This is a genomic window from Bacillus sp. JK106 (genome assembly GCF_053663355.1).
In genome coordinates this window covers 172,880-194,832 of sequence record NZ_JBSJQC010000002.1, presented here as the reverse complement: position 1 = coordinate 194,832, position 21,953 = coordinate 172,880, and the positions used below count along the sequence as shown (strand labels likewise).

At 49.9% G+C, this 21,953-nt stretch carries 18 protein-coding genes; 9 read left to right on the top strand and 9 right to left on the bottom strand.

The features are described 5' to 3' along the window. Positions 1-30: 30 nt before the first annotated feature. Genes gerPC through ACWJJS_RS06475 form a run of 4 tightly spaced genes read left to right on the top strand, consistent with a single transcriptional unit; the run spans position 31 to position 1,474 of the window. Positions 31-648 (top strand): spore germination protein GerPC, encoded by a 618-nt coding sequence (gerPC, locus tag ACWJJS_RS06490; RefSeq protein WP_031378472.1) that lies wholly within the window; start codon positions 31-33, stop codon positions 646-648. Further along, positions 645-821, top strand: a complete 177-nt coding sequence (locus ACWJJS_RS06485; protein WP_003155141.1) for a hypothetical protein — start codon at positions 645-647, stop codon at positions 819-821. Before gerPC ends, ACWJJS_RS06485 begins: the two co-directional genes overlap by 4 nt. Then, positions 821-1,216, top strand: coding sequence for a spore germination protein GerPE (locus ACWJJS_RS06480; protein WP_070081603.1), 396 nt, complete (start codon positions 821-823; stop codon positions 1,214-1,216). Before ACWJJS_RS06485 ends, ACWJJS_RS06480 begins: the two co-directional genes overlap by 1 nt. 39 nt (positions 1,217-1,255) lie before the next feature. After that, entirely contained in the window at positions 1,256-1,474 is a 219-nt protein-coding gene (locus ACWJJS_RS06475; RefSeq protein WP_003155143.1) for a spore germination protein, read from the top strand. A 43-nt stretch (positions 1,475-1,517) separates the two neighbouring features. On the opposite strand, the gene ACWJJS_RS06470 is transcribed toward ACWJJS_RS06475, so the two are convergent. The 5 genes from ACWJJS_RS06470 to addB all read right to left on the bottom strand — a co-directional run bounded on the left by ACWJJS_RS06470 (position 1,518) and on the right by addB (position 13,644). After that, complete coding sequence (locus tag ACWJJS_RS06470) at positions 1,518-1,811, bottom strand: hypothetical protein (RefSeq protein ID WP_070081602.1); 294 nt, start codon at positions 1,809-1,811, stop codon at positions 1,518-1,520. Between the two features lie 15 nt (positions 1,812-1,826). Further along, a complete protein-coding gene (sbcC, locus tag ACWJJS_RS06465; RefSeq protein ID WP_454023422.1) occupies positions 1,827-5,219 on the bottom strand; it encodes an exonuclease subunit SbcC in 3,393 nt (1,130 codons plus the stop codon). Continuing rightward, positions 5,216-6,388 carry an exonuclease subunit SbcD gene (gene sbcD, locus ACWJJS_RS06460; RefSeq protein ID WP_454023421.1) on the bottom strand — a complete coding sequence of 391 codons (1,173 nt, stop codon included), beginning with the start codon at positions 6,386-6,388 and terminating at the stop codon, positions 5,216-5,218. Before sbcD ends, sbcC begins: the two co-directional genes overlap by 4 nt. 64 nt (positions 6,389-6,452) lie before the next feature. Next, positions 6,453-10,157 carry a helicase-exonuclease AddAB subunit AddA gene (gene addA / locus ACWJJS_RS06455; RefSeq protein ID WP_454023547.1) on the bottom strand — a complete coding sequence of 1,235 codons (3,705 nt, stop codon included), beginning with the start codon at positions 10,155-10,157 and terminating at the stop codon, positions 6,453-6,455. Further along, positions 10,144-13,644 carry a helicase-exonuclease AddAB subunit AddB gene (gene addB, locus ACWJJS_RS06450; protein WP_454023420.1) on the bottom strand — a complete coding sequence of 1,167 codons (3,501 nt, stop codon included), beginning with the start codon at positions 13,642-13,644 and terminating at the stop codon, positions 10,144-10,146. Before addB ends, addA begins: the two co-directional genes overlap by 14 nt. Positions 13,645-13,785: 141 nt before the next feature. Between addB and ACWJJS_RS06445 the strand changes: the two genes are divergently transcribed. The 5 genes from ACWJJS_RS06445 to ACWJJS_RS06425 all read left to right on the top strand — a co-directional run bounded on the left by ACWJJS_RS06445 (position 13,786) and on the right by ACWJJS_RS06425 (position 18,510). Continuing rightward, complete coding sequence (locus ACWJJS_RS06445; RefSeq protein WP_077722028.1) at positions 13,786-14,499, top strand: DUF421 domain-containing protein; 714 nt, start codon at positions 13,786-13,788, stop codon at positions 14,497-14,499. A 74-nt stretch (positions 14,500-14,573) separates the two neighbouring features. Then, positions 14,574-15,101 (top strand): ferritin-like domain-containing protein, encoded by a 528-nt coding sequence (locus ACWJJS_RS06440; RefSeq protein WP_168237127.1) that lies wholly within the window; start codon positions 14,574-14,576, stop codon positions 15,099-15,101. A gap of 251 nt (positions 15,102-15,352) precedes the next feature. Next, positions 15,353-15,973 (top strand): TetR/AcrR family transcriptional regulator, encoded by a 621-nt coding sequence (locus ACWJJS_RS06435; protein WP_070081597.1) that lies wholly within the window; start codon positions 15,353-15,355, stop codon positions 15,971-15,973. Between the two features lie 15 nt (positions 15,974-15,988). Beyond that, positions 15,989-17,185: an MFS transporter gene (locus ACWJJS_RS06430; protein ID WP_454023419.1), complete on the top strand. Its 1,197-nt coding sequence runs from the start codon at positions 15,989-15,991 to the stop codon at positions 17,183-17,185. Positions 17,186-17,352: 167 nt separating this feature from the next. After that, a complete protein-coding gene (locus tag ACWJJS_RS06425) occupies positions 17,353-18,510 on the top strand; it encodes an AbrB family transcriptional regulator (RefSeq protein WP_014304750.1) in 1,158 nt (385 codons plus the stop codon). Between the two features lie 36 nt (positions 18,511-18,546). On the opposite strand, the gene ACWJJS_RS06420 is transcribed toward ACWJJS_RS06425, so the two are convergent. The 4 genes from ACWJJS_RS06420 to ACWJJS_RS06405 form a co-directional block, all read right to left on the bottom strand. After that, positions 18,547-19,068, bottom strand: a complete 522-nt coding sequence (locus ACWJJS_RS06420; RefSeq protein WP_012117244.1) for a MarR family transcriptional regulator — start codon at positions 19,066-19,068, stop codon at positions 18,547-18,549. 89 nt (positions 19,069-19,157) lie between these two features. Beyond that, positions 19,158-20,639 carry a monooxygenase gene (locus ACWJJS_RS06415; RefSeq protein WP_454023418.1) on the bottom strand — a complete coding sequence of 494 codons (1,482 nt, stop codon included), beginning with the start codon at positions 20,637-20,639 and terminating at the stop codon, positions 19,158-19,160. A 145-nt stretch (positions 20,640-20,784) separates the two neighbouring features. After that, positions 20,785-21,300, bottom strand: coding sequence for a signal peptidase I (lepB, locus tag ACWJJS_RS06410; protein ID WP_077722026.1), 516 nt, complete (start codon positions 21,298-21,300; stop codon positions 20,785-20,787). After that, positions 21,297-21,923, bottom strand: coding sequence for a TVP38/TMEM64 family protein (locus ACWJJS_RS06405; protein WP_003155159.1), 627 nt, complete (start codon positions 21,921-21,923; stop codon positions 21,297-21,299). Before ACWJJS_RS06405 ends, lepB begins: the two co-directional genes overlap by 4 nt. Positions 21,924-21,953: the final 30 nt, after the last annotated feature.

Here is a 21,953-nt window from a genome sequence, read left to right as displayed (position 1 = left end):
ATGAAGGAAACGAGACGCGAGGTGAATGTCATGTATGATCAATCCGTTTCATCCTACCTGCAGAATTTAAATTCTTTCGTCCAGCAGCAGGCGCAGCAGATTCAGGAGCTCGAACGGCAGCTGAAAGAATTCCAAAATGAAATTTCAACGCTGAAGCAGCAGCCATCTACAAGAATCGATCGGCTCGAGTATAAATTTGATCAGCTGAAAATTGAACGGCTGGAAGGAACGCTGAATATCGGGTTGAATCCGACTGATCCGAATGCCGTGCAAAACTTCGAAGTCGGCCAGACATCTCCGCAGGTCGGAATGATGCAGCAGGAACAGGCGGGCCAGCAAATGCAGCAAATCCGTCAAAACGTCGATATGTACCTGAATGAAGAAATCCCCGCGCTTTTAGAGCAGCTCGAAACTCAGTATGAGAGCAGGCTGGACGAAGCGAACAAATATCATATTATTGAAGATATCAGAAAGCAGATGGACAGCCGGATTCAGTATTATCTGTCCCATGTCCCGAAAGAAGAAAATACGGCGCCCGCGCAATATGCCGAGCAGATTGCCGAACATGTGAAGCGTGATATTGTCAGGGCCGTCGAGCACTTTATTAAACACATACCTGGTGAAATGAAAGGTGATGATCCGTCATGATTTTTACAGTGATTAACCGGAATATTGAAGTCGGCGACATCCGGTCTACCGGTGTATCCAGTTCTTCCTTATTATTAATCGGCGACACCGATTCCGTCTATCTGTCCTCCATCTTTGACACGCCTCCGGAATCTCTTATTATCGGGCCTTATGTGCCGCTGGCGCCGGAATAATGTTAAAGCGCATTTCACGCCTCCGAAACGCCAAAATCAATTCAGTCGGGATTGCGAGTGTCTTTCAAGCAGGCGATACGAATGAAATCAATATGCGGATCAAAGTATTGGCCGATCAGCGTAGTCTTGCTGTATACAGAGATGATGAAGGCTCATTTAACAAAAAAGAATACCAGATCTTTCGGCAGCCGGCCGTCATGCCGTTACCGGAAACAGGAGTCCAAAGCGCATTCTGCCATGAAAACCCTTCAATTCGAGTAAGGAATGTGAAAGTTCAAGGGGTATCGTCAGCGTCCGTGGTTCAAATCGGATCGACGTCGATCGTTCTGGGAGATTCGCGGCTGAAACATATTAGGCAGATCTTCACGCCAAGCTCACAATCACAGCAGCTCTGACATATAATGACGGTGAGACTTCTATAAAGGGTGTCGTTTATGCCAGCAATTACCGGACCTATAGCTATCAATTCCATATCGGGCGGAGTCGTAAACTTTGGTGATTCCTTTTACCTTTCTCCAAAAAGCTCTTCTAAATCTGCGCTCGGTTCGGGAGCAGGCAATACCGGAGATTTCCTGTTATTAAACAACGTTGTCAATGCGACAAACTATATAGACCCCGATGTCAGCGATCAAAATGTGGTCGGAAACGCCTAAAAAGCAGCCGCTCTTTCAGAAGAGGGCTGCTTTTGGTTCAGCGTTATTTTCGTTCATTTGCTTTTTTTGTTTTTACAAGCTTTTCCGGCGGCTGTTTTCTGATCCATTTCACAAACCGCGCGAGTTTCGGGTCACGCCGCAGCTCTTCTATTCCCGCGAGCCTTGCCGCAAGCTCCTGATTCGTATAGAGCGCGTGAATCTGTTTATGACAAGGGATGCAGAGCATTGCGGTCGGAAGGAATGTCCCGCCTTCTTCCTTAGGCGTTAAGTGGTGCTCCGTCAGCCGCACATGATGGCGGCCGCATAATTCACATGTGCCCTCGGCAGAATCGGCCATAATTCCTTCTCCTTTCTACATGATCTCCAATGTGACCCGGGTGCCTTTCCCGCCCGGTTCGGACGGATGAACGATTAATTTTTTCGGCAGACGCGCTCTCAGCTCCTGCACATGGCTGATCACTCCGACGGATAAGTTGTCCGATTGCAGCTTTTCGAGCGCTGTGACAACGGTGTCTAAGAGCCCTTGGTCAAGAGTCCCGAATCCTTCATCTAAGAAAAAGAACTGCAGCGGGTATTGCCCCCGCAGCTGAATCTGGGCGGACAAGGCAAGCGCAAGCGACAGCGATGTCAGAAACGTCTCCCCGCCGGAAAGGCTTGATACGGGCCGTTTGACGCCTCCGTTCGCGTCATCACGCATGACGAAACCGCCTTCTGAATCGACTAATATGGCATACCGCTGCCTTGTCAGCGCTCCGAGACGGGCAGAGGCGTCCCGAGCCACGCTTTCCAGCTGTTCTTCCGCTAAAAATTCGACGAATGTATTGCCTTTACATACAGACTGGAGCTTATCAAGCCTGTCAATCTGTGTCTGCCAGCTTTTCAGTTCGGCTTCAATCTCTTTAAAGCGCTTATGCTGTTTTTGCATAACCGCGTAGGCTTTTGCCTGTGCTCCTTTTTCCTCCATGGCGGCGCCTGACTCAGCCTCTGCCTGCTTCAGCAGAGAAACGGATGCTGTCCATTCTTCCTCCGATATCCGGCGCTCGGCTAATTTATCAGTAACACGGCTGATATTTGCCGATAGCTGTTTGGAGGTGTCCAGAAACTCATCAATTTCTTTTTTCATTTCCTCTGCACGCCCTTGCGGAAGCAGACTTTTTTTAACTTGGTCCGGTTCGGTAAACCCGGTGTCTTTTGACCTCACGCGCCAGTCGTTTTGCGCTTTCTCAAGAGAGGCCTCAGCATCCCTGAGTGACATGAGACTCCCTGATTCCCGGCCTTTTGCGTCATTCAGCGATTGCTGCGCCTGCTTCAGCGCATCGAATAGGGACTGTTCTTTTGATTTTAACAGCTGTAATTCCTGCCGCACCGCTTCAAGCTTTGCGGAAATTGATGTTTCTTCAGCTGCTGTTCCGAGCTCTTGTTCATATCCGTCAATCACCTGCTGCAGGCGCTCAGACGCATAGTGAAGCTCGAGCCGTTCCCGTTCAAGCCGATGCTTCATCTCCTGCAGGCGTTCTTTCTCCTCTTCATGTTCCTTGAGGAATGCGATGCTTGTTTCAATGCGCTTCTCACATCCTTCTGCCTGTCTGTCCTTCTCATCTATCGAAGCCTGCCAGGCGTCAATCCGGTTTGGCGGAATATCACCGCAGACTTCGTTGTACTGATTCAATCGGCTTTTTGACAGCGATTCAAGCTCTTCTAATGAATGTCTGAGACGGTCGGCTTCTTTTTCCTCGTAGCGGATTCGTTCGGCAAGCTGCTCAGCTTGTTTCACCGTCTGCTGATGCGCGCTGATCAGTCTTGTGACCTTCTCTTTTACCGACAGCATATCCTGTTTCATTTGTTTCCATTCCAAGCGGACGGCGCTGAACGCTTCATCAAGCGGACGTCCGCTGATGGAAGAAGCGGCTTCCAGCTCCGGAACCCGGGCGCTTTGCAGAAACGGACATTCTTCGGTAAAACGTCCCGACTGTTCTTCTAATGCAACCTTGGCTGTCAGCACTTCCTGAGAAAGAGCCGCCGCCTCAGAAAGCAGCGCTTCCACCTGCTCCAAATGTTCCTGCACAGCCGTATCAGGCGAGAATGTTTCATGAGCGGAACGCGGGCGGTCATGCTGCGTCGAGCCGCATACAGGACAAGGCTTTCCTTCGATCAGTTTTTCCGATAATTCTTTTGTTAATGCAGCCGTTCTCGCTTCCTCTGAGCGCCTGCGGAGATCGGCTTGCGTTTTTTCAGCCCGTTCGGCTGCGGCTTTCAGTGAACGTTCCGTTTCACAGACCATATGGTAAACGGTTTGCAGCGTTTGATAAGCGCGCGTAATGTCTTCCTCTTCCGTTTTCGCTTTCGCTGTGAGCGACTCGCTTTCTCCGTTGAGCTTCTCCACGTTTTTCAGCTGCGTTGTCAGATTGGCCCGCTCTTTCGTGATTTGTTCCTGTGTCTGCTGAAAGCCTGCCGCCAGCTGTGCTGCGGTCTGGCATTTTTTCCGTTCATCGGCGGTCACTTGAACTGCTTTCAGCTCTTCTTTCAGCTCATTCTGCCTGTTTTGACCGCGGGTCAGGCGGTCTTTCACTGCGGCCAGCTGTTTCGAGGCGGCTTCGTATTCTTCCTCTTTTTTGCTGTGCTCCGCATTTGTTTTTTCCGCTTCTTTTTTCGCTTCAAGCAGTTTTTGTTCAATGGCTGAAAGTCTTTGATACAGCTCTTCTTCCTTGACAAGTTTCGGCTCCTGTTCGGCCTTATGGGCCCGCCATGCTTCATAGGCTTCATTTTGCCGGGTAAATGAAACGGTTTCCGCCTCTGATTTCCGTTTGGCCAGTTCGTGTTCCTGTTCGGCTCGCTGCTTCCGGCGGACGGCTTCGGTGCAGCGGTCTGCGTACGGCTCAAGGGCGAGAGCTGTTTCCGCCTCTTTAAGACGCTCAGTCAAATCCGTGATGTACGGGCGTCTTTCCTCAAGCTTTTTCTCCCGGCGCTCATATTCATCTCTTTCTGTCTGCAAGTTCCAAATTTCCTGGTGATTTTCAAAACGCTCTTTTGCCCGGACCCGTTTCTTCTCAGCTGCTTCAAGCCGTTCGTTCGCTTCGTGAAACTGCTGTTCAGCCTGCTTCAGCGCATCTTCTCCTGCGTCTCCGAGGCCGGATTGTTCGGCCAGCATTTCATTTTTTTTCGCTGCCGCTTCCTGCGCCCGCCGCCGCAATTTTTTGACAAGCCTGTCCCCGTACTGTTCCAGATTAAACAGGCGCTGGAGCATATGTCTTCTTTCCGCGCCTTTAAGCGACAGAAACTCGGCAAACTTTCCTTGCGGCAGCACGACGGCTCTTGTAAAGTCGTCAATGGTCAGGCCAAGAAGCTCCTCTACCTTTTTGTTCACTTCATTCGCTTTATCGGCCAGCACCGTTTGTTCGTCTTTGATTTCAATCAGCCGACAGAGGGCGGTTTTTACTTTCGTTTCATCCGTTCTCTTAAAAACGCGCTCGACCTTGTAGGAAACCCGGTGGCCGGATTGAAGCGCGAATGTAAATGAGACGGCGAGCTGATCTTCGGCATGATTCAGGATGCCGTGCGTATTATTTGCGGCGCGCTCCACTTTTCCGTATAAAGCGAGTGTCATGGCATCAAGGATCGACGATTTTCCGCTTCCGGTCGGCCCGAAAATCCCGAACACCCCGGCTCCTGACAGTCCGGCAAAATCAATGGTCTGTTCCTCCCTGAAGCTGTGGAGCCCTTTTATCGTTAACAGAATCGGCTTCATGTCGCATCCTCCTCATCATCTGCTGACGCAAGCTCTAAAAACAGCTTGACCATCTCCTCATCCGGCTCGCCGCCGCCCGTTTGTTTTTCATAAAACTTCTTAAATCGATCCTCAATTGATGTGTGTTTCACTTCAATCCGGTCATTTTCGATCTCTTTTTCTTCAAAAACCGGCCTGATATGGATAAAGCCGGGATGCGCCTTTCTCAGCCGATGAATTTCCTCGAGAGAAAGCTGATCCGTCAAATGGATATCAAGATCGATCCAGGCATTCCGGTCACGCCCTTCATCAAGCCAGCCGTGAACCTCGCTCAGCCCCTGCGCTTTCCATTTGACGAGCGGTTTACCGGAAGACAGGAAAATCTCTTCCCACTTCGCTTCTCCGCCGGGCTTCGCTTCTACCACCGTCACCGATTTGGCATAACCGGCTTCCGAAAAGCTGTATGCGAGCGGAGAGCCTGAATAACGGGCAGCCGTCTTGGCGCGCTTGATCGTTTGCGGACGGTGGAGATGGCCGAGAGCCACGTAAGCCGCATCAGCCGGCAGGCTGTCAGCGGCGACCGTGTAAGCGCCCCCGACTTCAATCGGACGCTCTGAATCGGTCTGATTTCCCCCCGCGACATAAATGTGGCTCGCCGCGATTTTCACGGCATCGTTCCGGCACAGCCCGCACATGTGAGCAAACGCCTCTCTGATTTTCACATCGTAATGATCGCGAAGAAGCTTTTCCTCAAACGTATCAGAAAGCACTTCGTTTAATCTCGCCTCTGACGGATATGCCAGCGCGGCTACGGCTAACAGCTCGTCCGCCGACGGCACCTCAATATGGACGGGTTCTGTCCGCGGATAGCCGATTAAATGAATACCGCGCTCATTTGTTAACGGAGAAGCCGCCGCCAGCCTGTCGGGATTGTCATGGTTTCCGGCAATGACGACAACCGGGCGTTTTCCGCCGTCAGAAAGCGCGGAAAGACTTTCGTAATACAATTGTTCAGCGAGCGCAGGCGGGTTGACCGTATCGAATACATCCCCTGCCATAATGACCGCATCAATGTTTTCTTCCTTGACAATGGTATTCAGCTCTTCCAGTACTTCGGCCTGCTCGCTCAGCCGGCTTCTGCCTTCCAGCGTTTTGCCGAGGTGCCAGTCAGCTGTATGTAAAATGCGCATACCGCATTCACCTCACTTTTTGATAGAAAAAAAGATCCGCTCCAAAAAGGAGCTTCGGATCTTGTTACAGTGTAAGAACGTGACCTCCATCGAAGAAATAGAGCGCACGCCCTTTTACTTTCGTTTTTGTAATTTGTTCAACCGCTTTTGTATACAATTCGATTTGTGTTTCATATCTTTTTTGCAGAATCGGAGCCGCGCCTTCAAATCCGTTCCGGAATTTCCCCTCTATCCGATCTGTTTTATAGTCCAGCAAATAGAGACCGTCCGCAGTTTCGTAGAGGCAGTCAATAATCCCTTGCACGAGCAGCGGTTCACCGGCCGTTTCGGCATCCTTGTACACCTCGCCGGCCGGAAGCGCCATACTGAACGGCACTTCCCGGTCAATCCGCAGCGCTCCGAGAAGGTCTTTACTGATTTCAGTTCCGAAAAACTGAACAATTTCTTCTATATCAATGGCTTCCTGCTGCTCTTCTGTCAGCAGCTCTTTTTCGTAAAGCATCCGGACCGTCCGCTCTGCCTCTTCGGCAGTCGGAACGTGCGTCAGCGGTATGTGCTGCATCACCGTATGCATCGCCGTCCCTTTTTCGGCGGCTGTCAGCCCTTTTTTCATCATAAAACCGGGACGCCTGTATAAAAGCGTGTCTCCTGACGGTTTGATGAGAGAGCGGCCGCTGTATTCATCTTCGTATTCTTGCTTTCTCTTCAGCTCAGAAACTGACTGCTTCGTTCTGATAGCCGTCAGCTCTCGGTACGGATATTCCCATTCAAGCAGACGGCGCGCCTCATCATCAAATGAAAACGAACCAGGAATCGGCTCGCCCTGCTGTATCGCTTTGAGACGTTTGCTCTTTTCTTCAGCACGTTCTTTTGGATTCTCTTCCAGCAATTCACTTTGCTGAAGCATCCGGATGTGAAAACGCGACGGGTCGCGCAAGATATCCTCAGTCGAAGAAAGTCCCGGCGTCCTGTGCGCCTCCATGTCACGGTGGCGGATGAGCGCCGGCCCGATAAAGTCCAAATAAGATGACGCCTGATAGCGGTCGAATTCAGAAAGAAGCCAATCAGCCCGGTCTGCTTGGGCCTGCCATTTGGCCAGCTGTTTTTCCCGGTTTTTGCAGGAACCGACGAGAAACAGCTTTTCCTTCGCTCTGGTCAGCGCCACATACAATACGCGCAATTCTTCGGATAAGAGCTCTCTGCGCATCTTTTTCTTCATCGCCACAAGCGGAAGAGTCGGATAGCTGATTCTGAGTTCCGGATGAATATACTTCGTGCCGAAACCGAGCTCTTTATCAAGCAGGTATGATTTGTTGAGATCCATCATATTAAAACTTCTGCCGAGTCCGGCGGTGAAAACGACGGGAAATTCAAGTCCTTTGCTGCTGTGGATCGTCATCAGCCGAACGACATCCTCCTGCTCGCTGAGCGCACGGGCGGTCCCCAGATCATCGCCGCGCTCCTGCATCCGTTCAATAAACCGCAAAAAGCGGAATAACCCGCGGAACGCCGTCGCTTCGTACGAGCGCGCCCGGTCATACAAGACGCGCAGATTGGCCTGGCGCTGCTTTCCGCCGGGCATGCCGCCTGCATAGTCAAAATATCCGGTATCGCGGTATACTTCCCAAATCAGCTCAGACACCGAATGATTCGTCGAAAATGACCGCCACTTTTGCAGACTGTCATAAAAGGTTCTCAGTTTTTGATACAGTTCATCATGCCTGTCACCGTTCGCTATATATGCTTTCAGCGCTTCATAAAACGGCGCTTTTTTCTTTTCAAGGCGTATCAGCGCAAGTTCATTTTCGTCACAGCCGACGATGGGCGAGCGCAGCACGGAAGCAAGCGGAATATCCTGATACGGATTATCAATCACCTTCAAGACTGAAAGCGCCGCAGCCACCTCCACGGCTTCAAAGTAACCCGACGTCAAATTGGCGTACACCGGAATGCCCTGGTTTTTCAGCTCTTCCATTAATTGCGGCGCCCACGGCATGGAGCGCAGCAAAATCACGATATCCCGGTACTGGATATTCCGGTGTGTTTTTGTTTTCCCGTCATAGACCTTAAACGGAGATGAGACAAGCTTTCGGATCTCCCCGGCTATCGCTTTCGCTTCCCAATGCACGGTTTCAAAGTCTTCGGCATCCTCGGAGCTGCTTGCGTCATCAGCGCTGTCAATCAGCAGCAGTTCCGTTTTTGCCGCGTCATTCGGCGGATACGATGCGCCGAGCTTCAATGCCGCCTGTTCATCGTAGTCCACTTCGCCGATTTTTCCGCCCATCAGCTGCTTAAACAAGAAATTCGTACTGTCCAAAATATCGGAACGGCTGCGGAAATTTTGGTTCAGGTCAATTTTCTGCCCCGCGCCTTCCCCGCTTTCTGTGAACCTTTTATATTTCCCGAGAAACAGCAGCGGCTCAGCAAGTCTGAAACGGTAGATCGATTGTTTGACGTCGCCTACCATAAACAGATTTCCCGCCTGTTCATCCCCGCTTTTCACAAGCTGCAGGATAGACTCCTGCACAAGATTGGTATCTTGATATTCATCAACCAGAACTTCATGAAACTGGTCTTGATAATAAACGGCCGCTTCGCTCGGCACCCGCCGGCCTTCTTCATCAACTGCAGTTAAAATTGCCAGGCAGTAATGTTCCAAATCTGAGAAATCAATAATTGATTTTTCTTGTTTCGCCGCTTCAAATCGTTTTCCGTACGATATCACGAGCTGAACGAGCGTTTCGATGACAGGCTTCATATCTGTTAAACTCTTCAAGTGATCTTGCGGACTTCTTGTAAAGTAATCGGTCTTTAACTTTTCGATCAGTTTCTTCGCGCCGTTTCGCAAATCGGTCGCTTCGTCCAAAAGCGCTTTGTCAAATTCATCACCCTTTACCGGCTTCGCCCGCTTAAATGAGACTGCGGGAACCCGTTCATACAGCGCATCGAAGTCATGCCGGCAGCTGATCAGCTCTTCTATCTGCTGAAGGTCATCCAGAAAATGATCAGCGCGCGGGGCCGGCCCGCCGGGCGCTTTTGTCAGTTCAAGCGCCTTCTCAAGCTTTTGTTTTGCCCCGAAGAGCGCCATTTCCGCATCTTCTCTCACATACTGGTAAAACGGAAGCTCTTCCATTTTGCTTTCTTCCGTCACGTCATACAGGCGGACAAAGCTCTGCAGCCACGCTTCCGGGTCAGGATGCGACCGGGAATACTCGTACACCCGTTTGACAAGGTCTTGAAGATCCAGATCATGCCTGTCTGTCGTATATCTGTCCGCAAGCTCAAAAAACGCCTGATTCCCTTTTGCGTATTCATCTTCAAAGAGCTCATCAAGCACTTCGTCTCCGAGCAATTCGCCTTCCGTCTGGTCAGCCATCCGAAAACCGGGGTCAAGATCAATCATATAATAATATTTTTTAAGCACTTGCAGACAGAAAGAGTGAAGCGTCGAAATGCTCGCGCGATTTAATAGAGAGAGCTGCCGTCTGATATGCAGAGATCCCGGATTTTTGGCGAGCTCTTTTTCTAATGCTTCCGCGATCCGATGCTTCATCTCCGCTGCTGAGGCGTTTGTAAAGGTCACCACAAGGAGCCTGTCAACATCAACCGGATCTTCCTCCGCGGTTATCTTTCTGATCATCCGTTCCACGAGCACGGCCGTTTTACCTGATCCGGCTGCGGCAGCGACAAGAATATCGCGGCCGGAAGAAACGATTGCGCTCCATTGGTCATCCGTCCATATGCTGTCTTTCGGTTTAGGAATTTGCATCATCATCTGCCTCCTTTTTCAGCCAATCCAGTATGGTGCCGTCTTTTTCCGCTTTCAGGCTGCGGTATTCATTTTCCTTAAGCGACTCATCAAACTGGCACACCGATTTAAACGCACAGTACGTACAAGGCGTCTTATCTTTCAGCTTATACGGGGTAATGGACACAAGCCCGTCCGTTATCGCTTCGCCCGCCTGTTCAAATGTCCGCCGCACATGGTCTGTCAGCAGATGAAAATCCTGTTCGCTGACCGCGGCTGAGTCGGATCTTAAAGACCCGTCCTTTTTCAAACCGGCATTGACGATATTTGAACGCCCTTCCTCCAAAGTCGTGTCCATCAGGCTGATCGCCTCCCGGTCACCGAGGAGAAGGCCTTTCATTTTAAATTTCTTGAAAATTTCCTGCTCGATTTCATCAAGCCCCATCGGCAGACTGGCCTGAATCATCGGATCATGGATATGGAAATACAAAACGCCTGCCGGGGTCGCTTTCATGCCGAGCCAATCCGCAGAATGTGTAATCGATAAGTCAAGATATGTGAGCATTTGCAGAGCGAGCCCGTAATACACCTCAGCCAGATCAAGCCCCCTGTCGCTTGATTTATAATCAACGATTCTCAGCAGCAGGCCTTTTGAACTTTCCGCTTTATCCACGCGGTCGATCCGTCCGACGAGTTCCATCGTACAGCCGTTTTTCAGCGTGAAAGTGAGCGGAGGCAGCGGTCCGCTTCCGCCGAAACCGAGTTCAAGACCGACCGGGACGAAACCGCTCGCCTTCGCATGCTCGCTTAATATGCCAGAAACACGCGTGACGATCTTCTGCAGTTTTTCCTTCACATAAAAGTGTCTGTTTGAGCTGAGCAGAATCTCTTTTTGCAGCTTTGGCGCAAGCCGTTCCACCGCTTCATAGGAGAAATGCCGGCACTGATCTTTCGTCAGATCGCGCCATTCCAACTTCTGCTCACGAAGCCGGTCTGAAATCAGCTTCAGACTGGAGTGAAACAGCTGGCCGATATCCGGCGCTTCCAGCTTGAAAAACTGCCGCTCTTTTAATTGCAGCCCGTGAGATGCAAAATGAGAAAACTGGCAGGCATTAAACGCCTCCATCCGGGAGACGCTTCCTTTAATATGCTCGCCGTAAAGCTGGCGCGAAACAGGCCGTTCAAGACGCTTCGCCTCATTTCGGAAAAACAGGCTTGAAAACAGCTTTTTCGCACGCCGGTGATCAGACTCTTTCATCAGCACATTGTATGCGCTCCACCATACGTCACTGATCTCGTACTCTCTTGTCCACAGCCTGAGCTGACTTGCCGTATACGTCTGAGCCACCTGTTTATTGACGAGATACTGAAGCTGCTCTTCTTCGCTTACCTGCTCGGGATCAGCCGCTGACAGCTTTTCCTGATGATCGGGAAACAGCTCGCCAAGCCTGTTTACAACGATTGACGGCAGGAGCGTTTTTCCTTCCGCATCAGCAATCGGGTATGACACATAAAGACGGTCAGACGGACTCGACAGCGCCATATAGATGAGAAAATGCTCATCAAGCAGCCGCTCACGCCCCGCGGAAGACAGCTCCACTCCGACCGCTTTCAGCCACTCCCGGTCATCATCAGACAGCACGCCGTTTTCATCCGGGCGCGCCGGAAGAACGCCGTCATTGGCCCCGATGACGAATGTGCAGGACGTGCCGTACATTCTTGAGAGATCCATATTCCCTACAAATACTTGGTCAAGCGCAGGAGGAATTAAAGAAAAATGAAGCGATTCCGTTCCCGTTTCAAGCATTTGCTGGAACAGCGCCAAAGATATTTCATCTTCACCCATCATGCCGGCAAACTCATCGAGAAGCTGGATAACGGCATCCCACGCCTGGCCGTGCTGCTGCGCTTCGATCATGTTTCCGGCCTCTTCGGCCCGCTGCCTTTTACGGTCCAGCTTCAGGGGAACATCGGTATCTTCCAAAAAGAGATAAAGAGCCTCCGCCATACTTTGAACAGTTTTCGCTTTTTTCATCCGGTTCTGCAGCCGGACAAGGGGTGCAGCTATCCACTCTCTCGTCTCATTCAGCATGTGTTCCATCTCGATTTCCTGATCCGTCTGCGCGAAATCCTCATCGAGCGATACGAAGCGCCTGTATACAAACCGCTCGCCGTTCGTCCAGCGCTCCCCTTTAATGCCGTAGGCGATACAGTAATTTTCAAGCTGATCAACCTGCTCTCTTATGTTCTGCTCCGGCTGATCAAGCGGGAATAACAGTTCGGTTTTCGCACAGCGGAACACCGCTTCATATCTCCAGTTCCCCTTCACGACATCCAGGCTTGAACGGATGAATTCAATAAGCGGGTGATGCTGCATAGAAGCTTTTCCGTCAATAAAATAAGGAAGCCCGTAATCGGCAAACACTTCCTTCAGCAAATCTTTATAATCTTCCGGCTGGCGGATGAGAATCGCCATATCTTTGTACCGGTATCCTCCGTCCCGGACAAGCGATTGAATTTCCCGGGCAATACCTTCGAGCTCAGCTCTTCTGTTTTGCGCCTGCATGACGGTAAAAGCTTCCTGTCCGCCGGTATACGCCGCGGCGGGACGCACATCGTACTGCGACTCTATACAGGCAAGCTCCGGCACATGCAGATGCCGCTTCGTGCCATGCAGTTCCTTGCAGGAAATATCGGCATTCAATTCCTTTGCCGTCTGATAAAGCTTATAGTATGTGCTTCCCGTCATTCTGAACAGATCGAGCTCATCCGGTGCCTGTTCCGCCGAAGGGCTGTCCGCCGTCAGCGAGAATGTGACATGTTCAGCATGCATGATCAGCTGCTCCAGCACCCTTAATTCCTGCGGCGTAAATTGATAGAATCCGTCGACGTAAACACGGGCGCCTTTTACAACGTCCGCCAAAGGAATCTGCTGAGCGAGCAGCGTCAAATAGTCCTCTGAATGCAAATAGTGTCCGGCGAGGCTTCTTTCCATCTGCTGATATAAAATCCCTAAATCATGAAGTTTTTCAGACAGCATCCGCTCTCCGCGATATTCTGACGCCGTTCCGCTTTCCGCCATACGGCGGACGTCTTCAGGCTCAATACAGTACCGCTTAAACTCTGTCAGCATCCGTTCCACCTGCTCAGTGAATCCAGCTTTGTCACTCGCTTTTTGATACACTTTAAACTCGTGCTTATGTTCTTCAATCAGTTTCCTTAAAAGCATCTGCACACCCGTCGTCGTCACAAACGGGCGGTTCATGCCCCCGGTATGCTGAAGCACGCGCCACGCCAAACGCGAAAAACTGAACACTTGAGCGCGTATCATGCCGCCGATATCCGGCGTTTTAGCAAGCTCATATTCCATTAAAAACGTCATTTGATCCGGGACTAGAAAAATGATCGGTTTCCCGAACGGCTCCCGGCGCAGTTCATCTTGAATGCTGTCGATAATCAGCCTCGTTTTCCCACTCCCCGATCTGCCTACTAAAAACTCAACACCCAAATTAGAAGACCCCTCTCTTTTTATCTTTCTACATTTTATCGAAAGTTGACGAAAATGACCAATCTCATCTGCTGGTAAAAACGGGATGACTGTTTTAAAATATATCGTTTTTGACCAAATTAAAGAAAAAAAGGATTAAATATGATGTCAGAATATCTCGAAGTGATTGTGCGAACGATTCTGTCGTTCAGCATTCTGTTTATCGGCGCCCGTATACTCGGAAAACAAACCATTTCACAGATGACGCTTTTTGATTTCATTGCGGCCATCTCCCTCGGCGCCATCACGGCAAATCTGTCGTTTAATACAAAACTGCCGATTCATTTTACTGTCAGTGCTTACACGATTTTCGTGGTCATTATTTATCTCGTCGCATATCTTTCTATGAAAAACAGAACCGCCAGGGGTTTCTTTGCGGGCAAACCGACCATTATCATTCAAAACGGAAAAATACTTGAGCATAATATGAAAACGATGCGCTATACCCTCGACTACTTGAACCAGCAGCTTCGTGAAAATGATGTATTTGACATTTCTCAGGTTCAGACTGCCATCATTGAAACAAACGGCAGCATGTCAGTGGAGGTCAAACCGGAATTTGCGCCCGTTACAAGACAGGATCTCGGCATCTTTGCCGGACATGAAAAGAACTTTGCCGTTGAGCTGATTATGGACGGCCGGCTGGTGATGAAAAATCTGGAAGAAAACCACGTATCGGAAAAATGGCTGAGAGAAGAATTGGACAAGAGAAACCTCAAACCGGAAGACGTCGTATACGCTGTGCGCGGAAGCAACGGCCGGCTTTTTGTCGACACATACGACGACCATATTACATCGCCGCTGGATCAAGAATAAGAATAAGAATGACATCCGCACATGTCACGGGCTGCCGCCGTATAATACCCTATAAACATCCGGGGGTGAGTCCAATGCACGAGAATTTTTTTCATTATACAGCCATCTGCAGTGACGATTCTGTGCTTATAAAGGATCTGGTAAAATCCATAAACGGTGAATACAGCGCTGTGATTTGCTACTCAATATTAGCCGAAAAAGCGCCGACCGCAGAAATCAGAAGACGAATCGAACATATCAGAGAGGAAGAAGTGCGCCACATGCACGCTTTCTCTTCACTGTATACGTCAATTACCGGAAAACAGTTGACGCCGAAACAGACGGAGCATTGTCCGCACACATACAGAGAAGGACTGAGGGCGGCGTTTTATGATGAGCAGAAAACGAATGATTTTTATTTGCAGGCATCCGATAGAGCGGTGCATCCGGAAGCGAAACGGTTATTTGCCCGCACGGCATTTGACGAGCAGCGTCATGCCGTCTGGTTTTTATACGATATGGCCCACTCTGCCCACTCTGCCCACTCTCCTTTCCACCATACAGGGGGAACGTTATCAAACGCGCCGAACACAAGCTACACCGAGGTAAATACCGGAAAATAATGATTCAGGCAGATCACGCTCCCCCGCCGGGAGTCTTCAGACGGCTGACAAACCCCGTTCTTTCAACAGGAGAGAATGGGGTTTATTTTTCGAGCCGTTTTTATACTTCCACTAAACAATGGATAACTTCTTCATTGTATAGTCAGCAAAAACCCTTTATAATAAAATAAACCAACTGGTCGGTTTTAAACGAACCGAGCCCCGCTTTGCCGGGACAACGATATGAACGAGGCGGAAAGGATCTGTGTGAAGTGACAAATACAAAAGGCGGTGCCGGAAAGAGCGAAAAGACGAAGAACAGGCTCGTATCCGCTTCGCGTGACTTATTTGCAAAAAAAGGATATTCAGAAACATCGATTCGGGATATTTTAGAGGCGGCCGAGATCAGTAAAGGCAATCTATATCACCATTTTAAAGGAAAAGAGTTTCTGTTTCTTCATATCATGGAAGAGGATCACCGCGTGATGATCGAGACGTGGAGGGAAATGGAATCCGATTTGAAAGATGCTGCCGAAAAGCTGACGGGCTTTGCGGAGCTGCTGAGCCGGATGAGCATCAATTACCCGCTTATGAGAGCAAGTGAAGAGTTTTATGCGAGTGCGTTTACGTCAGAGGAGGTCGTAAAGCGGCTCAACAAAATTGATATTGAATATGACGATGTGATGAGAGAGATCTTAGAAGAGGGAAATCAAGACGGCAGCTGGTCCATTCCTCATGTCGAATCAAAAGTAAAAATCCTGCTATCCGTCTTCTACGGTTTAGATGTGTTATATAAAAACGATACCATTCAGCAAAGAATCGAATTGCAAAAAGAAGCCATCTCCGTGTTTATTCACGGGTCGATCAACGCTGATAAACAGAATGACAGCTGACAAAGGAGAAACAACATGCAAAAACCGATCAGAGAACAAAAGGCTGTACTCATCATCTTATTAAGCAACATATTTATTGCGTTTTTAGGCATCGGATTGATCATTCCCGTTATGCCGCTGTTTATGAATGTGATGCACTTGACGGGCAGCACAATGGGATACCTTGTCGCTGCCTTCGCCGTCGCGCAATTAATTGCATCCCCCATTGCGGGGAGATGGGTTGACCGCTTCGGCAGAAAAATCATGATTCTCGCCGGACTGTTTTTGTTCGCATTATCCGAACTGACCTTCGGATTGGGCACACATGTCTCCATTTTATATTTCGCAAGGGTGCTGGGGGGCATCAGTGCCGCTTTTATCATGCCCGCTGTTACAGCGTATGTCGCAGATATTACGACGGTGCAGGAAAGATCGAAGGCGATGGGCTATGTATCTGCCGCCATCAGCACAGGGTTTATCATCGGGCCCGGCATAGGAGGATTTATTGCCGATCACGGCGTTCGTATGCCGTTTTTCTTAGCGGCGGGAATTGCATTTATCGCAGTGATTTCCTCTGTCTTTATGCTGAAAGAGCCGTTAACTAAAGAAGAACGCGCAAAGCAGATGGAAAGCGCCAAAGAATCAACCTTCTTAAAAGATTTGAAAAAGTCGATTCACCCAAGCTACTTGATCGCCTTTATCATCGTCTTTGTTTTGGCATTCGGGCTGTCGGCGTACGAAACGGTATTCAGCTTATTTACAAACCATAAATTCGGCTTCACGCCAAAGGATATCGCTATTATTATTACGTTCAGCTCCATTGTGGCGGTCCTCATTCAAGTGCTCGCGTTCGGCAGACTTGTCAACTTCCTCGGGGAGAAAAAAGTCATTCAGCTTTGTCTGATCATCGGCGCTGTGCTGGCTTTCGTTTCTACGGTGATGTCAGGGTTTTTGCCCGTGCTCGCTGTCACCTGCATCATTTTCCTTGCGTTTGATTTACTGCGCCCGGCACTGACTACTTATCTATCGAAGATCGCAGGAAATCAGCAGGGGTTTGTTGCCGGTATGAACTCAACATACACGAGTTTGGGCACCATTTTCGGCCCGGCTCTGGGCGGTATTTTATTTGATATGAATATTCACTTCCCATTTCTGTTCGCAGGTGTGGTTTTATTTCTCGGTCTGGGATTGACGCTTGTGTGGAAAGGAAAAGCGGGCGAGGTTTCGGAGTAGGGTGCACTCACCCATCTCCGGAGCTTTTTTTATGTTTGTGATAAGAAAAATGAATGGATTATGAGAAATAATTCATTATTTATTTATCTCAAAATCTATACTATAGTAATAGTAAGGTTAACGAGCTTAACAATTTAATATGAATGTTTCAGGAAGAAGGGTTTTCATTGAAGAAAGACAAACATCTCCTTACAGATATCTGGTTTATTCTCATCAGTGCGGCAGGGGGGTTTCTTCTTTCGCTTACAGGGATGTCGATCGCCTGGATGCTCGGAACGCTTGCCGCCGGCTGCATCCTCTCCATGACGAGGCCCCGCTGGCTGTTCATGGCGCCTGACAGAAGAGGGATTCACCGCAGATGGCTTGCGGCGGGACAAATGATCCTCGGCATCGAACTCGGCCAGAAACTGAACCTGTCCGTTCTGTCGGTTTTACGGGAGCATTGGCTTCCGGTAGGCTTCATGCTGATTTTCTCTATCGTGATGGCGCTTGTTTCCGGATATGTGCTCTTTCGGTTCAGCCGGACGGACATGATGACAAGCTTTGTAGGCACGGCGCCGGGCGGTTTATCCGCCATGCCCGGGATCGCCCAGGAAGTCGGCGCAAACACCGCGATTGTAAGCCTTATTCAGCTGACGCGCGTCCTTTTGGTCGTCATGACAATACCGTTTCTCGTCATTTTCTTATTTACCAAACAAAACGGTGCGGCTCAGACATCAGCCGGAGCCGTTTCGGCAGGAGCTTCACATCCGGGCCTTATTCCCGTCTTGTTAACGGCCGGATTTATTTTGGCTGCCTGGCTTGCAAGCAAAGGCGCAAAACGGCTGAAATTTCCCGCCCCTTGGCTGCTCGGCAGCATGATCGGCGTTGCTGCTGCGGAAATCGGCGTGTCCGCCTTGGCGGGCAAAGACATGCTGGCCTGGTGGCCGCCGGAAGCGAACCAGCTGTCACAAATTTTTCTCGGCGCCACAATCGGATCAAAAATGTACAAAAGCATGTTCACCGGCGTGACGAGAGTGCTGACCGTCGGATTTATTTCTTCCGTCGGATTAATCGCCGCTATGATTCTGAGCGCGGTTGCAGTTTCTAAATTAACGGGCATCTCCATGATTACATCTGTTCTCGCCTTTTCTCCCGGCGGGATCGCCGAGATGGCGGCGACTTCGATCACCCTGCACGAAGACTCGACTTTCGTCGTCGCGGTTCAGGTCATCCGGATCGTTCTCGTCATCGCCATGCTTCCGCCCTTCTATCGGCTGCTGCACCACCTTTCTCAGCTGAAACGGGCACACGGCGAAAGAGGCCGGGCAGAAAGAGGAACATGATCCGAATAAAAAAACACGCATCCATATGCGTGTTTTTTATTTGAACAGCTCTCCGCCGCCATTTACAGACCGCCAGTTTGCTGAAAGATCACGGAACAGCCGTTCAGCAAATAACAGTTCTTCATCTGTATAGCGGTCTAAAAACGCCAAGAGCCGCTTTTTTATCAATTCATGATATTCATGATGAAGGGAATGCAGCTCTTTCCCGGCAGGAGTCAGCCGGAAATAGACTTCTTTTTTATTGTCGCTCAGCCGGGTTCTGCGCAGGAAGCCGGCTTCCAAAAACTTCGCGCAGCTTCTCGACACGGTCGGCTTTGTCGTCTTCATTTTTTCCGCTATTGACGTGACATTGATCGGTTCATGATCTCCGATACACGACAAAATGTGAATTTCCGTCAAGGTCAATTGTAACTTTTTCCCATTTTCTTCACGGAGTTCATCCATCCGTCCGGCCAACGACGCCCTGATATCCTCCTGGCACCTCTCCTGCTCGTGAAAAATATCTGTCAGCCCTTCAAGAATCATGTGTTTTGCATGGTCTGGCTGTCTTCTGTCCAACTGCTGAGTCACCCTTCCGTATTGATTGTTTCTTTTACTATAACGTTTTGTTACACAAGAAACAATCACACAGACGCATAAAAAGGTTATCAGATGAATAATCCCCATCTCTCCAAACCGGCCAGAACGGCTTCTTCCGCTTCACGTCCCGAGCCGCCGGCTGCCCATGCCGCATGGCCGTCCGGCCGGATTAAAACGGTGTGGACGTCGTTCCAATCGGCACGTGTTTCAGCAAGCTCCGCCCTGACTGCTGCCACGCTTTCCGTATCAATACCGGCGGGAATGCTCCCTCTTAATGACAGAAGCACAAAGCCGCCCTTGCGGAGAAAATCATACAGCCGGGCCGGCCGCCCGTCATGAAGGGTCAGTTCGATATCCGGCAGGCGTTTTCCGTTCAGGGTATGCGGCGGCAGCTCCGCATCCGGTTCATAATGCAGATCAAGCGCGGATACTTTTCCCGCCAATAAACGGTTGGACTCCTGAAAATCCAGCAAAGCGGTCATCGTTTCTCTTAATGCCATCCCCGACTCGGTAAAATCCATGAGCTTGATCTGCGTTTTGATATTGTGCAGCACTTCTTTTCCTGTGCTGTGCCTTTCCTGATGATAGCTGTCCAGAAGATGAGGCGCCGCTTTTCCCTTCATTTGCGCCGCCAGCTTCCAGCCGAGATTGACGGCATCCTGAAGCCCCGTATTCAGGCCTTGGCCGCCTGCGGGAAAATGAATGTGCGCCGCATCCCCAGCCACAAAAACCCGGCCGGAGCGGTACTGCTCAGCCTGACGCTCGGCATTGCCGAACCGCGACATCCATACCGGATCACTCAATCCGAAATCAGTGCCGCATATCCGCCGCAGGTCTTCTTTCAGCTCATTTTCGGTGACCGGCTCTTCCTTCCGCTTTTGCAGGACGTGCGGAGAAACGATGAGGACGCGGAAAAGTCCGTCCGTAAGAGGGATAATCACAACCGATCCCTCCAGGCGGCACGTTGAAAAAAAGGAAGATTCGGGCGGATGTTTCAAAGCGGCATCACAAAGGGTTCCTGTTAAGTCGGCATCAGTGCCCGAAAAAGCGATGCCCGCCTGTTTCCGGACAATGCTCCCCGCTCCGTCTGTACCCGCGGCATATAAGCTGTGAAGAGTGCGGATTCCGCTTTCGTCCCGGAACACCGTCTCCACTCCGTCATCCGTCTGGGTGACAGCCACCGCTTCCGCCCCGCGGATGATATTTGCGCCGAGACTTGATGCATACTCCTCCAAAATCCGCTCCGTTTCTGCCTGAGGCAGCATTAACGAATAATTCTGCTTCGTATCCAGCCGAGAAAAATCCAGCCGTGTATCCAGCATGGAAAAATGGCCGGAAGACACCTTCGTCCCTTGATCCGCAAAGCGTTCCAATATGCCTCTCATGGCAAAAAGCTCAAGTGTGCGCGGATGCATGATAAGCGCTTTGGAATATGGCACCGTCTTCTTCAATCGTTCAATGACAGTCGTTTTCACTCCGGCCAGCGCCAGTTCTGATGCAAGCATCAGCCCGACCGGACCTCCCCCGATAATGGCAGCCTGTGTTTTCATTTCATCAGCCCTCTTTCGTATTTTTGTTTCACACGTAACAAAACCACTAAAAAATAAACGCCTTCTTTTTTGTTTCACGCGTAACAATTTTCATTATAGTCTTTCCTCTGCTTTTTGACAATCATTTCCGAAAAAAAGACGCCGTTCACTTGGCGTCTGATTCACTGATGACTCCGACAATGTCTTTATCCTTAATCGGACCGAAATGACGGCTGTCGAGGCTGTATATGCGGTTGTCGCCAATAACAAAGTATTGTCCCTTCGGTATGCTTTTGCGCCCGGTCGTTTCCTTCAGCGTATAATCACCGGTCACATGGCTCCCGGCGGACAATGATGACTTTAACGGTTTTAAAAACGGTTCCGCCACCCGTTTTCCATTCACATACAGCTGATCCTCCCTGTATGCGATTGTCTCGCCGGGGAGCCCGATGACACGTTTGATCAGCACTTTGCGGTGCGGGCCTTTAAACAGAACAATATCGAAACGGCGGATCGTTTTGTAACGATGGGAAAACTTGTTGACCATCAGCTCATTTCCTTGTTTAAAGGTCGGATTCATGCTGATTCCTTCGACTTTATAATCAATAAAAATGGCATTCTTTAATTGTATGGCCAAAACAACGATAAGCACGCCGGCTATAAACCAAAATCGTTTTTTCAAGATTCCTGTCTCCCTCCGTCTTTCTCATGCTGACTGATTCTCGTCTGTAAACGCCGTTCGATATGCTTTCCGGCATACCACAGCACCGCGATCACCATTATGGCGCCCGCCATCCTGAAAGGCTGTGTAATGAGTGCGTGAAGATCATACCCGATAAAACTGATCATAAAGATCATAACCATTTTCCCCATAGCGGCTGCTGATATAAACTGCAGCGCTCCCACCCGTGACAGACCGGCAACGATATGAACCGCAGCGGACGGCGTAAAGGGGAAGCAAAGTAAAATAAACAGCGGACCGAAACCGTGCCGCTCAACCCAGAGCATCATCCGCCTTATGGTCTGATGCCTGCGGATGAAACCGAAAGCTCTCTTCTGTCCGAAACGGCGGACGGCATAAAACATCAGCATCGATCCTGACGCAGACCCGAGCCATGACAGAAAAAAACCTTCCCACAAACCAAATGCATTCGTATTCGCCACCACAAATACAACGAGCGGCAAAAACGGAAGAAACGCTTCAATAAAAGGCAGTACAGCCGCAGCCGCCGGGCCGAAAGCTCTATAGCTTTGGAACCATTCCGTCAGCTGTTCCTCAGTCAAATATGATAAAAATTGCTCCAACGTTTATACTCCTTAACGAGTTTGTCTATC

Bases quoted from the DNA above. Each gene is read 5' to 3' on its own strand.
- gerPC (WP_031378472.1), top strand. From the start codon at position 31: ATGTATGATCAATCCGTTTCATCCTACCTGCAGAATTTAAATTCTTTC.
- ACWJJS_RS06485 (WP_003155141.1), top strand. From the start codon at position 645: ATGATTTTTACAGTGATTAACCGGAATATTGAAGTCGGCGACATCCGG.
- ACWJJS_RS06480 (WP_070081603.1), top strand. From the start codon at position 821: ATGTTAAAGCGCATTTCACGCCTCCGAAACGCCAAAATCAATTCAGTC.
- ACWJJS_RS06475 (WP_003155143.1), top strand. From the start codon at position 1,256: ATGCCAGCAATTACCGGACCTATAGCTATCAATTCCATATCGGGCGGA.
- ACWJJS_RS06470 (WP_070081602.1), bottom strand. From the start codon at position 1,811: ATGGCCGATTCTGCCGAGGGCACATGTGAATTATGCGGCCGCCATCAT.
- sbcC (WP_454023422.1), bottom strand. From the start codon at position 5,219: ATGAAGCCGATTCTGTTAACGATAAAAGGGCTCCACAGCTTCAGGGAG.
- sbcD (WP_454023421.1), bottom strand. From the start codon at position 6,388: ATGCGCATTTTACATACAGCTGACTGGCACCTCGGCAAAACGCTGGAA.
- addA (WP_454023547.1), bottom strand. From the start codon at position 10,157: ATGCAAATTCCTAAACCGAAAGACAGCATATGGACGGATGACCAATGG.
- ACWJJS_RS06445 (WP_077722028.1), top strand. From the start codon at position 13,786: ATGATGTCAGAATATCTCGAAGTGATTGTGCGAACGATTCTGTCGTTC.
- ACWJJS_RS06440 (WP_168237127.1), top strand. From the start codon at position 14,574: ATGCACGAGAATTTTTTTCATTATACAGCCATCTGCAGTGACGATTCT.
- ACWJJS_RS06430 (WP_454023419.1), top strand. From the start codon at position 15,989: ATGCAAAAACCGATCAGAGAACAAAAGGCTGTACTCATCATCTTATTA.
- ACWJJS_RS06415 (WP_454023418.1), bottom strand. From the start codon at position 20,639: ATGAAAACACAGGCTGCCATTATCGGGGGAGGTCCGGTCGGGCTGATG.